Annotated in this window: 14 protein-coding genes and 1 riboswitch; of the genes, 2 read left to right on the top strand and 12 right to left on the bottom strand. The window is 66.9% G+C overall.

Features of this window, described 5'->3' with window-relative positions; genetic code table 11:
* Nucleotides 1–55 precede the first annotated feature (55 nt).
* A complete protein-coding gene (locus BLR13_RS04825) occupies nt 56–892 on the top strand; it encodes an SDR family NAD(P)-dependent oxidoreductase (protein ID WP_091976351.1) in 837 nt (278 codons plus the stop codon).
* A gap of 516 nt (nt 893–1,408) precedes the next feature.
* On the opposite strand, the gene cobF is transcribed toward BLR13_RS04825, so the two are convergent.
* The 7 genes from cobF to cbiE form a co-directional block, all read right to left on the bottom strand.
* The gene (gene cobF / locus BLR13_RS04820; protein ID WP_074831887.1) at nt 1,409–2,176 is read right to left on the bottom strand and encodes a precorrin-6A synthase (deacetylating); all 768 of its coding nucleotides are present in this window, start codon (nt 2,174–2,176) and stop codon (nt 1,409–1,411) included.
* A 60-nt stretch (nt 2,177–2,236) separates the two neighbouring features.
* On the bottom strand, nt 2,237–2,914 hold the full coding sequence (locus BLR13_RS04815) for an energy-coupling factor ABC transporter permease (protein ID WP_074827168.1): 678 nt from the start codon (nt 2,912–2,914) through the stop codon (nt 2,237–2,239).
* Between the two features lie 55 nt (nt 2,915–2,969).
* A riboswitch (cobalamin riboswitch) is annotated at nt 2,970–3,188 on the bottom strand.
* Between the two features lie 17 nt (nt 3,189–3,205).
* Nucleotides 3,206–3,931: a uroporphyrinogen-III C-methyltransferase gene (gene cobA / locus BLR13_RS04810; protein WP_074827171.1), complete on the bottom strand. Its 726-nt coding sequence runs from the start codon at nt 3,929–3,931 to the stop codon at nt 3,206–3,208.
* On the bottom strand, nt 3,928–5,250 hold the full coding sequence (locus BLR13_RS04805; protein WP_197679564.1) for a cobyrinate a,c-diamide synthase: 1,323 nt from the start codon (nt 5,248–5,250) through the stop codon (nt 3,928–3,930). Before BLR13_RS04805 ends, cobA begins: the two co-directional genes overlap by 4 nt.
* On the bottom strand, nt 5,250–6,032 hold the full coding sequence (cobM, locus tag BLR13_RS04800; RefSeq protein ID WP_074827176.1) for a precorrin-4 C(11)-methyltransferase: 783 nt from the start codon (nt 6,030–6,032) through the stop codon (nt 5,250–5,252). The genes BLR13_RS04805 and cobM overlap by 1 nt, the downstream gene beginning before the upstream one ends.
* Nucleotides 6,029–6,397 carry a cobalamin biosynthesis protein gene (locus BLR13_RS04795; protein WP_074827178.1) on the bottom strand — a complete coding sequence of 123 codons (369 nt, stop codon included), beginning with the start codon at nt 6,395–6,397 and terminating at the stop codon, nt 6,029–6,031. The genes cobM and BLR13_RS04795 overlap by 4 nt, the downstream gene beginning before the upstream one ends.
* On the bottom strand, nt 6,394–7,599 hold the full coding sequence (cbiE, locus tag BLR13_RS04790; RefSeq protein ID WP_074827180.1) for a precorrin-6y C5,15-methyltransferase (decarboxylating) subunit CbiE: 1,206 nt from the start codon (nt 7,597–7,599) through the stop codon (nt 6,394–6,396). The genes BLR13_RS04795 and cbiE overlap by 4 nt, the downstream gene beginning before the upstream one ends.
* Between cbiE and BLR13_RS04785 the strand changes: the two genes are divergently transcribed.
* A complete protein-coding gene (locus BLR13_RS04785; RefSeq protein WP_433994255.1) occupies nt 7,598–8,356 on the top strand; it encodes a cobalt-precorrin-6A reductase in 759 nt (252 codons plus the stop codon). The genes cbiE and BLR13_RS04785 overlap by 2 nt on opposite strands.
* Here BLR13_RS04785 and cobJ read toward each other — a convergent pair.
* Genes cobJ through cobN form a run of 5 tightly spaced genes read right to left on the bottom strand, consistent with a single transcriptional unit; the run spans nt 8,332 to nt 14,822 of the window.
* Nucleotides 8,332–9,066, bottom strand: coding sequence for a precorrin-3B C(17)-methyltransferase (gene cobJ, locus BLR13_RS04780; RefSeq protein ID WP_074827182.1), 735 nt, complete (start codon nt 9,064–9,066; stop codon nt 8,332–8,334). The two genes, BLR13_RS04785 and cobJ, sit on opposite strands and share 25 nt — an antisense overlap.
* Complete coding sequence (locus tag BLR13_RS04775) at nt 9,063–9,794, bottom strand: precorrin-2 C(20)-methyltransferase (RefSeq protein WP_171944995.1); 732 nt, start codon at nt 9,792–9,794, stop codon at nt 9,063–9,065. The genes cobJ and BLR13_RS04775 overlap by 4 nt, the downstream gene beginning before the upstream one ends.
* 3 nt (nt 9,795–9,797) lie before the next feature.
* Entirely contained in the window at nt 9,798–10,427 is a 630-nt protein-coding gene (locus BLR13_RS04770) for a precorrin-8X methylmutase (protein WP_074827186.1), read from the bottom strand.
* The gene (gene cobG, locus BLR13_RS04765) at nt 10,427–11,590 is read right to left on the bottom strand and encodes a precorrin-3B synthase (protein ID WP_074827189.1); all 1,164 of its coding nucleotides are present in this window, start codon (nt 11,588–11,590) and stop codon (nt 10,427–10,429) included. Before cobG ends, BLR13_RS04770 begins: the two co-directional genes overlap by 1 nt.
* On the bottom strand, nt 11,583–14,822 hold the full coding sequence (cobN, locus tag BLR13_RS04760; protein ID WP_074827191.1) for a cobaltochelatase subunit CobN: 3,240 nt from the start codon (nt 14,820–14,822) through the stop codon (nt 11,583–11,585). The genes cobG and cobN overlap by 8 nt, the downstream gene beginning before the upstream one ends.
* Nucleotide 14,823 lies beyond the last annotated feature (1 nt).

Raw genomic sequence — 14,823 nt, 5'->3', positions numbered from 1 at the left:
CGCCCGATCTGCCGCTTGCGGCATCTTGCAGCTCAAACCGATGCGAGACGAGAAAATGTCAGACAAGATCCGTTACGTTCGCGAACCGAGCGCGGAATCCAGGGGTGAAGCGCCGGGTCGCGGGCGGCTTCAGGGCCGTCGCATTCTGGTCGTCGGCGGCGGGCAGCGCACCTTCGATGCCGAAACCGATCCGGTTGGCAACGGCCGGGCGATGTCGCTGGTGTTTGCCAGGGAAGGGGCCCATGTCGCGGTGGCCGACATGAACCGCGCCAGCGCCGACGACACCGTCGGGCGCATCACAAGTGAGGGCGGTCGCGCCTTTTCCATCGAGGCCAACATCGCCCGCGAAGGCGATGTGAACCGGATGATCGAGGAGGCGATGAATGGCCTCGGCGGCCTCGACGGCATGGTGCTCAATGTCGGCATCGGGATAGGCGCGCTCGGCCTTGACGGCGTCGACCTCGGGGAATGGAACGACACCTTTGCGGTCAATCTCACCGGGCCGATGCTCTGCTGCCGCAAGGCGCTGCGGCACCTCGACCCCGGCGCGTCGATCGTGTTCATCTCGTCGATCGCCGGCCTTCGCTCCGGCTCGCGGCTGGTTGCCTATGACACGTCGAAGGCGGCGCTGGGTGGCTTGATGCGCAACGTCGCCAAGGAAGGCGCCCGGCGCGGCATCCGCGCCAATATCGTTTGTCCGGGCCTGGTCGATACGCCGCTCGGTCGTCATACCAGCGCCGGCCGGCCGTCGCGCAGCGCTTCCGGAGCGCCGTTCGGGCGCATGGCGACGGGTTGGGAGATCGCCTACGCCGTGCTGTTTTTCATGTCCGACGACAGCGTTTACGTCAACGCGCAGACGCTCGCGGTCGATAGCGGCATCACCGGATTATAGTGCGGAACTCGGGAGAAGATTTGCTCCGCCGCCGGCTCAATCGGGGCAATAAATCCACTGCCGGCGGGCGTCCGGACGATGCGCTCGTTGCTATTTTCGCTGGGATCTCGACTAGTTAGCCGCGCGAGACCATTTTCCGTGGTGCGCCTAGTGGCGGGAACGATTGTTCCGCCGGCGCAGATGGAAGATGTGAGATGCAACAGCTTCGTTCATTGCTGCGCGGCGCGCCGTCCCGGATCGGGCGTCGGCTGTCTCAGATCGTCGCTATCGCCGCCGCCAGCCTGCCGGCCGCCGGCGCCTGAGCTGCCTCATCCGCTCGCAGCCCGAAGGCTGAATCCGGCAATCCCTGCTCGGCTTTCCTGCGACAACGCTCGCTTGAACAGCAACACAAGCTCTGCGGCAACTCGTGGTCATTGACGGTCGGGTATCGACCCGTCGTCGCGCGCGCATCAATGCGGAATTCGTCAAGGCGGTTCGATATCGGGAAGTCGGCAAGCGGTTGCGCCGTTCGCAACTTTATCGCTGTTCCCCGTCGGCGCTTTTGCGCCTCAGCAGATAGACATCCATGATCCAGCCGTTGTTCTCGCGCGCTTCGGCGCGGGCCTTCAGGATTCGCGGCCCAGTTTCCGCCAGCGGGCCGGCAAGCGTGATCTGTTGGGGCATGCCGACATAGGCGCCCCACCAGATGGTCACATCGGCGGGATCGACGTGCTGGAAGGCGCAGTCGCCATCGAGCATCACCACCAGCGTATCGGCGCCAGCGGGCCAGCCGGCATCGCGCAGCCGTCTCCCGGTGGTGACGAGAAAGGGCGCACCGATTTCATTAAGTGGAATCGCATGCGAGGCCGTCAAAGCCTGGATCGAGGTGATGCCCGGGATCACCCGGACGCTCGGTGCAGGGTTCAGGCGCGAAGCAATACGCAGCGTGCTGTCGTAGAGCGTCGGATCGCCCCAGACTAGAAAGGCTACGGTTCCGCTGCCTGAAAGTTCGGACCGGATGGTATTTGACCAGACATCGGCGATGGCGTCGTGCCAGTCGTCGACACCGCCGCGATAGTCCGGGTTGCTCTGGTCGCGGCGAGGCAGGTCGAATTCGACGATTCTTGCGGCGGGATTCGTCACCACTTCGGTGCAGATCGAACGGCGGAGATCGGCGAGGTCAGCCTTGTCCGCGCCCTTGCGCGGGATCAGGATCAGATCGGCGGAATTAAGCGCCCGGATCGCTTGCAGCGTCAGGTGCTCGCGATTGCCGGTGCCGATGCCCACTAGGAGAAGTTCGATCATCTGGCTCCCAAATGAAAACGCGGCCGACATGGCGGCCGCGTTGGTCTTTGAGCCCGCGGATCAGGCCGCGTGATAGAGCCGCTGCGTCACCAGCGGCGAGCCGCGCAGCGCATGCAACGACTTGGCCGCGGCCAGGATAGCAAGATCGGCCAGCGGTTCGATCAGGACGACCGCCATGTAGGCGGCGCCGAAGCTTGCGACCGAGGACAGGTTCGCCGCGCTGAAACCAGCGCCATAGATCGCCCAGAACGCCACCCAGGCCACGACTCCGCCCTGATAGGCGGTCGAGAGCGTCAGCGCCTGGCTGTATTTCAGGTCGACATAGGCGGTTCCGGGCGCGATCACCCGTCCTGCCAGCGCGTGAAGCGCGAACAGCGGAACCAGCAGCGTGGTGACGTTCATGCCGTATTGCGGCAGATCGATCGGCGAGAAGAACAATCCCTGAATCAGCAGGCCCATTGCCAGCCCGATCGCCGAAGGCGCCGCGCCGAGGATCAGGAACAATGTCGAGCCCAGGATGAAGTGCACCTCGGAGACGCCGACCGGAAAATGCGGCATGACCTCGAAGAAGATGAAAACGCAGACGGTGGCGATCGCGCTGCGCAGGAGCAGCGATACCGGCCCCTTTTCGCCGATCGAACGGACGACGGTTCGGAGCGCAACGGCGCCCGCTGCTGCGGCGGTCGCGTAGCTCAGTACGATCTTGCTGCTGTCGACGAGACCGGGTTCGATATGCATGAAGTCCTCCGTGCCGTCTTCCCCGACGGCGGTTGGTGTAGCGAGGCAGTTTTGGTGCAACATGCACCAGACGGCAGGTCTCCTGACTTGCGGGTTGTCGCCGCTCCGGACCTTCCCGGCCCGATTTGGACCAGTGGTATTTTCCGGGGCAGCTCGCCGCTCACAGTTGCGGGGGCAGTCGCGGATTCGGCGCCTGATGGCTACGCCTCACCGCATTCCCTTTTCATCCCTTCGGCTTTTCAGGCCACGGGGAACCGTCATCGCTAGCGTTGTCACCGGCCTCAGGCCAAGTCAAGGGCGGCCCGTTGCCAGCGCACCGTACAGGATCAAGGCAGGGGTGCTGCTGTCTTCGGCCGCCATCAGATCGGCCAACTCGGCAACCGTCGTGCGCCTCAGCTGCTGGTCGGGATGGCTGACGGATTCGGCCAGCATGGCAGGCGTATTTGCCGGCAAGCCCGCTGCGATCAGCCGCCGTGCCAGTTCCGGAAAAGTGCGCTTGCCCATAAAGACGGCTGTTGTCGCCGAGGGGTCGGCCAGCGCCGCAAAATTCAATTGTTCGGGAAGTGCGCCGGTGACGTCGTGACCGGTGACGAATTGCACCCGCCGCGACTTGAGCCGTCGGGTCAGCGGCATGCCGGCTGCGGCCGCCGCGGCGCAGGCCGAGGTGATCCCGGGAATGATTTCGTAGCCGATACCGGCCGCCGACAGCGCCTCGATTTCTTCTTCCAGCCGCCCGAAGATCCCGGCGTCGCCGGATTTCAGCCGCACCACCCGTTCGTGTGTCGTCGCATAATCGACCAGCAGCCGGCTGACATGCTGCTGCCGCGGCGACACCCGGCCGGCGCGCTTGCCGACGCTGACCAGATCGGCCCCGGTGCGGACATGCGCCAGGATCGGGCCTGCAGACAGATCGTCGAACAGGACGGCGTCGGCGGCCTGCAGCCGCGCCACCGCCTTCAGCGTCAGCAGTTCGGGATCGCCGGGGCCGGAGGAGACAAAGGAGACGAAGCCGGTCATGTCGCCTCCGCGATCAGGTGAAAGAACGAACCGGTGGCGCGGCCGCCGCCGTCGAAGGTTTTGCTCGATCCGGTTTCCGGCACGGCGGCGCCTGATGCGTCGACCACCTGTGCGAGCGGCGCATCGTTGTGTTCGAGGATGCTGGCATAATGGAACTCGTGCCCCCGCAACCGGGCGCCTTCGCGGTAGCCGGGAATCGGCGATACCAACCGCGCGAGGCGATAACCGAGATGCATGCGCCGCTTCTCGAACGAAGTGATTAGCTTGAAGAAACCCGCCATCTCATACCGCGTACCCGAGGCGTCGATCAGGCACTCGCCCATCGCCATGTAGCCACCGCACTCGCCATGCACCGGCCGGGTCTCGGCAAAGTTTCGGAGCCCTGAACGGAATCGGGCCGAAGCCGCCAATCGCCCGGCATGCAGTTCCGGATATCCGCCCGGCAGCCAGCAGGCATCGGCCGAGGTGTCGGGCGCTTCGTCCGCCAGTGGTGAAAACGGCAGAATCTCCGCGCCCGCCGCGCGCCATCCCGCCAGCAAATGCGGATAGATGAAGGAGAACGCCGCGTCGCGCGCCAGCGCCACGCGGTTGCCCGGCGGAGAAATGTTGACGCTTGCCGCGTCTGCTGTTTGAGCCTGCGCGGCAATCGCGCGCAGCGCCGGCAAATCCACGTGCGCGGCGATGAAGGATGCCATCTCGGCCAGGATCTGCGCGAGGCGAGGCTGCTCCTCAGCCTGCACGAGGCCGAGATGGCGTTCCGGCAGCGCAACTGACTCCTGCCGCGGCAACGCGCCGAGCACGCGGATCCCGGCGGCTTCCATGCCGACGCGCGCCAGCGCCTCGTGCCGGGGGCTTGCGACCCGATTGAGGACGACGCCCGCGAGTGCGACGTCCTTGCGCAGCGTGGCAAAGCCGAGGGCTGTCGCCGCCGCCGATTGCGCCTGGCCGGATACATCGAGCACCAGCACCACGGGCCAGCCCGCCAGCGCTGCGATATCGGCGCTCGCGCCGGTTCCGGTCTCGCCGCGTGACGCGACGCCGTCGAACAGTCCCATTGAACCTTCGGCTAGCACCAGATCGGCGCCATCTGCCGCCTGCATCAAGGCGCCAAGGTGCGTCGGCTGCATCGCCCAGCTATCGAGGTTCAGCGAAGCTCGCCCGGACGCCGCGGCATGGAACGCGGGATCGATGTAGTCGGGTCCGCACTTGAACGGCTGCACGGAAAGTCCCTGCGCGCGAAACGCCGCCAGCAGGCCCAGCATCAAGGTGGTTTTGCCCGTACCCGAGGCGGGCGCGGAAATGACGAGGCCCGGCGGGATCACGCGTCCTCCGGAAAACGGGGATCAATGCCGACGGGGCGAAAGCGGCGATCGTAGTCGCCGGCATAAAGCCGGCTTTCGTCGAAATCCTCGGCGCCGATCGCGCGGCCAACCAAAATCAGCGCGGTGCGCTCCATGACCCCGGCAACGGCGGCATCGAGGGTTGCGAGCGTCGCAACGACAACACGCTGATCGGGCCAGCTCGCGCGCCAGACCACGGCCACGGGGCAGTCGGCGCCGTAATGCGGCGTGAGCTCCGCAATCACCTTGTCCAGTACGTGCACCGACAGATGGATCGCCAAAGTCGCGCCGGTGGCGGCAAAGGCGCTGAGGTTTTCGCCCCCCGGCATCGCCGAGGCGCGGCCCGAGGTGCGCGTCAGCACCACCGATTGCGCCACGCCGGGCAATGTGAGTTCCGCACCGAGGGCCGCCGCCGCGGCGGCAAAGGACGGCACGCCGGGCGTGACGTCATAGGGAATGTTGAGCGCGCGCAACCGGCGCAACTGTTCGCCCATCGCCGACCAGACCGACAGGTCGCCCGAATGCAGCCGCGCCACATCATGCCCCGCGGCATGGGCCGACGCGATTTCCGCGATGATCATGTCGAGCGACATCGGCGCGGTGTCGACGATCTTGGCGCCGGTCGGGCAGTGGCTCAGCAGCGCCTTCGGCACCAGCGATCCCGCAAACAGACATACCGGCGACGACGCAATCAGATCGCGGCCACGCAGCGTAATGAGATCAGGCGCGCCGGGACCGGCGCCGATGAAATGCACGGTCATGGGCCGTCTCCTTCCGCGATCGCCGCCGTCGCCATGCCGTCGGCCGACACCGCGCGCGGTCCCAGCAGCCGTGCCGCGGGTCCTGCCGCCGCCAGGGCTGCTGCTTCGGCAAGACTGCCGGTGCCGAAACGCGCCGCCACGCGCTCCGACCTGGTCTCGGTTTCAACCGCGGCCAGCGCGCCCGGCGTGATGGCCCGGATTGGCAGGTGCAATTCCGCGGCAAGTGCGACCAGTGCCACAGCCTCGGCTTTTTCGACGGCGGTGGCCAACGCCATCACGCCATCGGGACCGCCGGCCGACGTCAGTGCGCTGCGCAGCGAGTCGATCCCGGCCGTTTCGCGAAAACCGATGCCCGCGATCTTCATCGCACCACTCTCCACTGCACCAGCGGACGCGAGGGCATCCAGCCGCGCATGCTTCCCAAGGGGGCCGCTTGTGCAAGCTCGATGCGCAGCAATTCGCCGCCATGGCGGTTATGCTCGGTCAGAAGCAGCGCTTCGGTTTCCAGCGTCACCGCGTTGACCACCAACCGCGTTCCCTCAGGAATCATCGCCCACAGCGCATCGAACAAGGACTGTTCGTTGCCGCCACCGACGAAGACGGCATTCGGAGACGGCAGTTTTGCGAGTGCCACCGGTGCCGTTCCGTCCACGATCGTCAGGCTGTTCGCGACGCCGAATGCTGCGGCGTTGGCTCGAATATTCGCGGCCCGATCGGATCGTGTCTCGATTGCAAACGCGCGGCCGCCGGCGAGGCACCATTCCACCGAGATCGATCCCGACCCCGCGCCGATGTCCCACAATATTTCCCCGGGCCGCGGCGCCAGCGCCGACAACGTCAGCGCCCGCATCGGGCGCTTGGTGATCTGCCCATCATGGATAAAGGCCTCGTCCGGCAACCCCGATGTTCGCGGCAGTCCCGCCGCGCCCGCCGCCGAAATTGCGACCGCGACCGGAGCGGCCACGTCAGCGAGGTCAAAGCGTGCGGCCTGCGTCGTGCGGATTCGTTCGCCGGCGCCGCCAAGAGATTCCATCACGCACAGGGATGACGCGCCGAAACCTTGTCGGGTCAGCCACGCAGCCAGCTCGCCGGCGGCGTTGCCATCCCGCAGCAGACATATCGCATGCCGCGCCGGCGCCAGATGCGGAAGCAATGTTTCGAAGGGGGCGGCGTGAAGGCCGAGGCAGGTGACCTCTTCCAGCCGCCAGCCCAATCGCGCCGCGGCGAGCGAAAAGGTCGAGGCTGCGGGAAAGGCGATCCACTCGCCGGGCGCAAGATGTGCCGCGAGGCTGCCGCCGGCGCCGTGCCAGAACGGATCGCCGGACGCCAGAACCGCGACCTTCCGGCCGCGGCACTCCAGCACCGGGTCCACCGAAAACGGGACGGGCCACGGCCGTCCGCGCGCGTCGATTTCGGCAAGCCGGAGGTGGCGCGACCCGCCGAAGACGATTTCCGCTTTCGCCAGCGCATCTCGACTTGATTGCGACAAACCCGTAAGGCCATCTTCGCCGATGCCGACGATCGCGAGCCAGGGATCGGCCGCCAAGCGAGGGGAGGAGTCAGACATGATGCGCGTCCTTCGCGTCCTTCTCCTGGGCGGCACGACGGAGGCCAGCCGGATCGGCCGCGAGCTTGCTGCGGCCGGAGTGGCGGGAGTCTACTCCTATGCTGGTCGCACCGCGACGCCGGTTGCGCAACCCTTGCCGACGCGGGTCGGCGGTTTTGGCGGCGTCGACGGGCTCGCCGAATATATCAGGCACGAACAGATCACCCATGTGATCGATGCCACGCATCCGTTCGCGAGCCAGATCAGCCGCAACGCCGTGGAGGCCTGCGCGAAGACTGCCACGCCGCTGATCGCTTTTCTGCGCGAGCCGTGGGCGGCGGGGCCGGGCGATAAATGGCAGCATGTCGCGACTGTCGAGAAGGCGGCTGCAGCGTTGCCGGATCAGCCGGCACGGATCTTTCTTGCCATCGGCAGGCAGCATCTCACCCCGTTCGCTGTGCAGCCACAGCACTTCTATCTGCTGCGGCTGGTCGATGCTCCCGATACGGCGTTGCCGCTGCCGAAGGCCGAGATCGTGTTGGCGCGTGGACCGTTCACGACGGAAGGCGACCTCGCGCTGCTGCGCGAGCACCGCATCACGCACGTCGTTGCTCGGAACGCGGGCGGCGAAGGCGCCAAGGCCAAGCTCGACGCCGCGCGCGCGCTCGGTCTGCCGGTCATCATGATTGACCGTCCCAGCCTGCCGGAGCGCAGGACAGCGCAGAGCGCGGATGAGATTATGCGCTGGCTCACTCAATCGGCGTGCCTCGGTGTATAGATGTAACGCCCGACCCGGCGTGTGGAAGAATTTCCGACCAGCACGACGGTGCGCATGTCGGCCATCTCGGGCCGGGCTTCGGCCAGCGTCACCGTCTCGATGCGTTCCTCTGGCGTCGTCACCGCGCGCGCGAAAATGATCAGCCGATCAGGACCGCAGGCCTCGCGCAAAATTTCCAGCGCGCGCGCGAACTGATGCGGGCGGGCGGCGGAGCGGGGATTGTAGAACGCCATCGCGAAGTCGGCTTCCGCGGCAAGCCGAAGCCGGCGTTCCACCAGCGCCCACGGTTTCAGATTGTCGCTGAGGTTGATGGCGCAAAAATCGTGGCCGAGCGGCGCACCGGCGCGGGCAGCCGCGGCCAGCATCGCCGTGATGCCGGGAAGCACGCGGATATCGAGGTTGTGCAGCGCCGGACTTTTCTCCAGGGCTTCGAACACGGCCGATGCCATCGCGAACACGCCGGGATCGCCCGACGAGACGATCACCACGTGCCGGCCAGCGGCGGCGAGTTCAAGCGCCTCGTTCGCCCGCTGCAGCTCGACCCGATTGTCGGAGGCGTGCAGCGTCAGGCCCCCGCGCGGCGCGACGCGCGCGACATAGGGGATATAGCCGACGACGTCGGTCGCAGCCGCCAGCGCCGCGGTGACCTCTGGCGTCACCAGCGCTTGATCTCCGGGGCCGAGGCCTGCGACCACCAGCGAGCCGGTCATTCCTCCAGCTCCGGACGGCGGCCCTGGCCGTGGACCAGAATGGTTGCGAAGTAGGGGCATTCGCCGATCTCGGTTTCGGCGAGCCGCATCACGCGCTGGCCGGGCATGGTGCCGCGCTCGACCAGCCACGCGTCGTCAAGCCTGCCGGCGCGTTCGAGTGCGCGGCGCACTTTTGGCAGATTGCGTCCGGTCTTCATCACCACCAGCGCATCGGCGCTTTGCATGTGACGCAGCAGATCGTCCTCAGGCAGCGTGCCCATCAGAACGGAAAGAACATCGTCGCCCCAGGTGATAGGAATTCCGGTGGCGTTCCAGCACCCGGTCATGCCGTTGATCCCCGGCACGATCTCGACCTCGGCGCGCCCTTGCAGCCGGGTTTGAAGATGCATGAAGGAACCATAGAACAGCGGATCACCCTCGCAGAGCACGACGACGTCGTTCGTTGCGGCCAGACCCGCAAGCCGCAGTGCCCAGTCGTCGTAGAACGAGGCCAATAGCCGATTGTATTCGGCGCTGCCGAACGGCAGTTCGGTCGTGACCGGGTACTCCATCGGGTATTCCGTCACGTCGGGCGCCAGCATGCCTTCGACGATGCGGCGCGCCTGGCCCGGCCGGCCAAATTTACGGAAATACGCAACATGACGCGCGGCGCGGATCAGCCGGTCTGATCGAACGCTGATCAGGTCGGGATCGCCGGGGCCGAGGCCGGTGCAGATGATCTTGCCCACAATCTATTCCTTGCGGCTTGCGAGCGCGTTGATGGCCGCAACGGTAATAGCAGACCCGCCGAGCCGTCCCGCGATAATCAGCGACGGCACCGGCGGTGCCGATATCAACGCTTCCTTCGATTCGGCGGCGCCGACAAAGCCGACCGGGCAACCGACGATGGCGGCCGGGCGCGGGCAGTCAGGGTCTTCCAGCATGTTGAGCAGGTGGAACAAGGCGGTCGGCGCATTGCCGATGGCGACGACCGCGCCTGCGAGGTGCGGTCGCCACAGTTCGACCGCCGCGGCCGAGCGGGTATTGCCGATTTTGCGCGCGAGCTCAGGCACACCAGGATCATGCAGCGTACAGATCACTTCATTGTTGGCCGGCAGCCGCGGCCGGGTGATGCCCTCGCTCACCATCCGCGCATCGCACAGGATCGGCGCACCGGCTTCGAGGGCCGCGCGTGCAGCCAAAGCCATGCCGGGTGAAAAGCGGACGTGCTGTTCCAGCCCGACCATGCCGGCGGCATGGATCATGCGAACCACCACGACTTCTTCTTCCCTCGTGAAGCGGCTGAGATTGGCTTCCGCCCGGATCGTGGCAAAGGACTTGCGATAGATCGCCGCGCCGTCGGCTTCGTAAGTGTGAGGCATCACAGCGCCTCGCGCAGGAGGGCGGGGTGAGCGGAGAGATACTCGGCCGTCAGTCCCCAGCGCAAAGGCAGGTCCCGCGCATGACCGTCGCGGATCAGGTCAAACCCCTCGGCTTGTGCCGTCAGCGTCAGGGTCGTAGCGCCGGGATGCGCGCAGCCTTTGGCACACCCCGACACATGCAGGACGGTACCGTCGGGCAAATGGGGCGCCAGCGATCGCGCCAGCGCGCGCGTCGGCTGCGCGGCCTGCAGGCACCCGGGTGCGCCGGTGCAGGCAATCACGCGCAGCATCGGATCGTGCGGGCGCGTGATCAGGCCCGGCAGATCGGGCATGGCGCTGATACCTTCAATCAGCAGCATGCGCCACGGCGTCACGCGCAGCGCGCCAAGGCCCAAGAGCGCGGCAAGCAGTTCGGCCGGCACCTGACCGAACTCGAAACCGACCAGCACGCCTTGCGCGACCGGACCCGGCTCGGGAGAATATTTGGCGACCGATGGGGCAGGGACTTCCGTAAAGATGTCCGGCAGCACCGCGCCGCGCGCCAGATGCGCCGCCATTCGGCCGCGCTCTCCGGAAACCCCACCCGATTGCACGAACCAGTCGGCAAGCGCCAGCATGGTGCTTACAGCCGTTTCCGTCGATACACGCGCGGCCTTCGCAGCGCCATTGGCGCGACAAATCAATCCGCCGTCGGCGTTGCGCTCGAGCCGGATGTCTGCCGACACGTTGGTCAGAACCGGCTGCGGTCCGCAATCGATCGCGAAACCGAATTTGGCTGGCAGGTGGGGCGCGTCCGGCGCGGTCAGCGATTTCGCCAGTGCCCCCGCCAGTTCGACGCTGCCGTCATCGGTCGTCCAGAACGGCGAAACCACGATGTTACGGCGTTCTTCAGCTTCGGGGTTTTCGTCGATCAGGCCAAGCGCGTCGAGGCCCTCGATCAGGGGCGCGTAGCTGTGTTCGGTGACGCCGCGCAAATGAATGTTGGCGCGCGAGGAGAGATCGATCACGCCGTTCCCATGGGCGCGCGCGAGCCGTGCGATCTCGCGCGCCTGCGGTGGCGCGAGCCGCCCACCGGGCGGGCGCACGCGAAGGACCCAGCCGTCACCCGACAGCATCGGGCGCAACGCCCCGGGACACCAGCCCTGGATGATCGGCTCAGCCATGGGCGGCTCCCAATTGCATCGCAATCGAGTTGCGCCGGGTCGACCACAGGCCGGCTTCACGCAGCGCGTCGAACCGCGCCCGCATGGCCGCGAGCGCCGCCGGGTTTTCGCGCGTCATGAAATCCACCAGATCGGACCGGCCCAAGGTTGCCTCGTAATAGAGGTCGAACAGATGGTGGGGGACGTCGCGCGTCAGGTGCGCGAAGGCGGCGAGGTTATCGAGCGTCATGGTGAGTTCGGCCGCGCCGCGAAAGCCGTGACGCATCATGCCGCTGGCCCAGGCCGGATTGGCGGCGCGGGCGCGGACCACGCGGGCGATTTCCTCCGGCAGGGTGCGCGATCGCGGTGCATCGGGCTGCGTCGTGTCGAGATGATAGAGCGGGGGCGCTTCTCCACCCAGCCGCGCGACAGCGGCGGCGAAGCCGCCTTCATGCGTCGCGTAGTCCGACGCCAGCAACAGATCGCTCTCGGCGAGATCCTGCACATGGGCAAAGCCGTCGGCGGCGAGGACGCGTGTTTCCAGCGCCGCGCGATCCTGCCGGCTTTTGCCCTGCGCGTCGATCGCCCATTCCGATCCGGCGAGCCAGGCTTCGCCCAGCGTGGCGCGGCCCTCGGCGCTGTAGTCTTCCAGCGCTGCGCCCATCGCCAATCCATAAAGTCCCGGGCGGGGTCCGAACACGCGCGGCGCAGGCGTCGCATAGGGATTTTTTTCGTCGGGTTCGCCATCGCCGGCCAGTGCTGCGGCACCGGCCTCGAACAACTGCGGCAGATTTGGAAAGACGTCGCGAAACAGGCCGGAGACGCGCAGCGTCACGTCGATGCGGGGCCGCCCGAGCAACGCAAGCGGCACGACCTCGATGCCGTTGACGCGTTCGGAATTGATGTCCCAGCGCGGCGCGAGGCCGGCGAGATGCAAGGCCATCGCAAATTCCTCGCCCGCGGTCCGCATCGTCGCGGAGCCCCAGAGATCGATCACCAGCGCGCGCGGCCAGTCGCCATGATCCTGCAAATGCCGGCGCAGCAATTCCTCGGCCAGCTTCACGCCTTGCGCATGCGCCGAGCGGGATGGCACGGCGCGCGGATCAACCGAGAACATGTTGCGTCCGGTCGGTAGTACGTCCGATCGGCCACGCGCCGGTGAACCTGATGGTCCCGCCGCGACCCGTCGTCCGGCGAGCGCTGTAAGTAAGCCTTCGCGCTCGCCTGTTCCTTGCCCGTAGACATGGAGGCCGTCGCCGAACTGGCTCGCCTTGATGTCGCAGACAAACCGGTCAATCTGCGTGATGGCCTCGGCGGCCGTCGAAGTAGCGGTGAGGCCAAGGTCTTGCTCTACGCCGGCCGCTTGTGCCTCGGCGCGAACCGCGGCCACCAGACGGACGCGGCGCGCCGGGTCCAGGCCATCCGCCGTTGAATACTCATCCAGCAACTGCTCGAGGCGCAGCAAGCCTGCGGGCATTGAGCTTGCCGCCTGCGGCGGCGGCAGGTGTCCGAGCGTCACGGCGCCGATCCGGCGTTTGGCCTGCGCGGATTCGCCGGGATCGTTGACGATGAAGGGATAGATCACCGGCAGTCCCGCCGTCAGCGCTTCCGGCCAGCAGCTTTCCGACAGCGCGACGGATTTCCCTGGCAGCCATTCCAGCGTGCCATGCGCGCCGACATGCACCAGCGCGTCGATGCGTTGCGCGCGCAGCCAGAGATAAAACGCGACATAGCCGTGGCGCGGGGTGCGCGCGAGGTCATGATAGTCTGCATCGCGCGACGATACCTCGCCGCGCTCGGGCTGCAGTGCGACCAGCGCATGGCCGCGATGGAGTGCGGCGAAATGGAATGCACCATCGCGCACCGCGGGATCGGCTTCCGGATCGCCCCAAGCGGCGGTGAGGGCGGTCTGCAGTTGTTGCGGAAGGCTGGCCAACGTGGCGCGATAGTCTTGCACCGGCCAGGTCAGCGTTCGCGACGACAGTTCCGATGCGAGCGGTGTTCCATCGGTGATCGCGTAGCCTTCCTTGGCCAGATCGGACAAAATCGCTTCGGTTGACGCCAGTGCATCCAGCCCCACCGCGTGCGCCATCTGGTCTGCGCGCCCGGGATAGGTCGACAGCACCAGCGCCAGCCGGCGTGATGGCGCAGGTGTTGTCGCCAGCCGATGCCAGCCTGTGACGCGATCGGCGACGGCCTCGATCCGCGCGCTGTCGGCGCGATGGGCAAAGCGGGAATATTGCAGATCCGGGTCGCGCTTGCCCGGCGATTTGAAACTGGTGACGCCGGCAAAGATACGCCCGTCGAGTTCGGGGAGCACCACATGCATGGCGAGATCGGCCGACGACAATCCGCGCTCCGATGCCACCCAGTCGCGTTTGCGCGCGGTCGACAGCGCGACCTGAAACACCGGACACCCCGGCGCATCGAGCGGCGAGGTGCCGTCATCGCCGCGCGCGGAGAACGCGGTGGCGTTGACGATGGCGGCCGGAGCCAACTTGCGAAGCGCCTCGCGTGTCCATTCGGTGGCGCCGGGCGCCTTGAGCGAGGGTACGAACAGTCCGATCGCCTCGAATCCACGCGACCGGAACGCGTCAATCAGCGCATCGACCGGCCCGGTATCGGCGGCGGTGAGGTAAGAGCGATAGAACGTCACCACGATCAACGGCCGGTCGCTTGGCGTCGGCTCGGCGACAACCCCGCGTGCGGGATCGTACCAGCCGTAATCGGGAACGATCTTCTCGCCCTGAACCGGCCCGGCATAGAGCCCGGCCGCCAGCGCCAGTTGCGCGAGTGCCGCCTGCGCCGCCAACACGCCGCCGGCATCGCACAGCGCGGAAAGCCGCCGCAAGGTCGAGACGGGCAGCGTCGAGAACGCATCGAGATTGATATCTTCGCGCCCGTCGCCGGGCAGCACTGCGAGCGCAATGCCGCGTCGCTGCGCCAGGTCGCGCACCTGTTGCAGGCCGTAGGACCAGTAGCTCTCGCCACCGATCAGGCGGATCAGGATCCCCTTGGCGTCGGCAAGCGTTGCGTCAATGTAGGTGTCGACGGACATCGGATGGCGCAGCGCCACCAGATTGGCCAGCCGCAGCGTCGGCAGCGTGCCGTTGGCGCGATGCCAGCCCGCCGCGAAGGCGCCGAGATCGCTGTCGGAAAGCGACAGCGCAACCAGATCCGCCGGCGTCTGCTCCAGATCGTAGGCAGTCGCCGTCTCGTCAAGCGCGTAGCTGTCGCGGTAACCGCCGTGCATG

It is taken from the genome of Bradyrhizobium ottawaense (assembly GCF_900099825.1).
Classification (GTDB): domain Bacteria; phylum Pseudomonadota; class Alphaproteobacteria; order Rhizobiales; family Xanthobacteraceae; genus Bradyrhizobium; species Bradyrhizobium ottawaense_A.
Note: the sequence above shows the minus strand (reverse complement) of the source record. Positions and strands in the feature narration are given on the sequence as shown.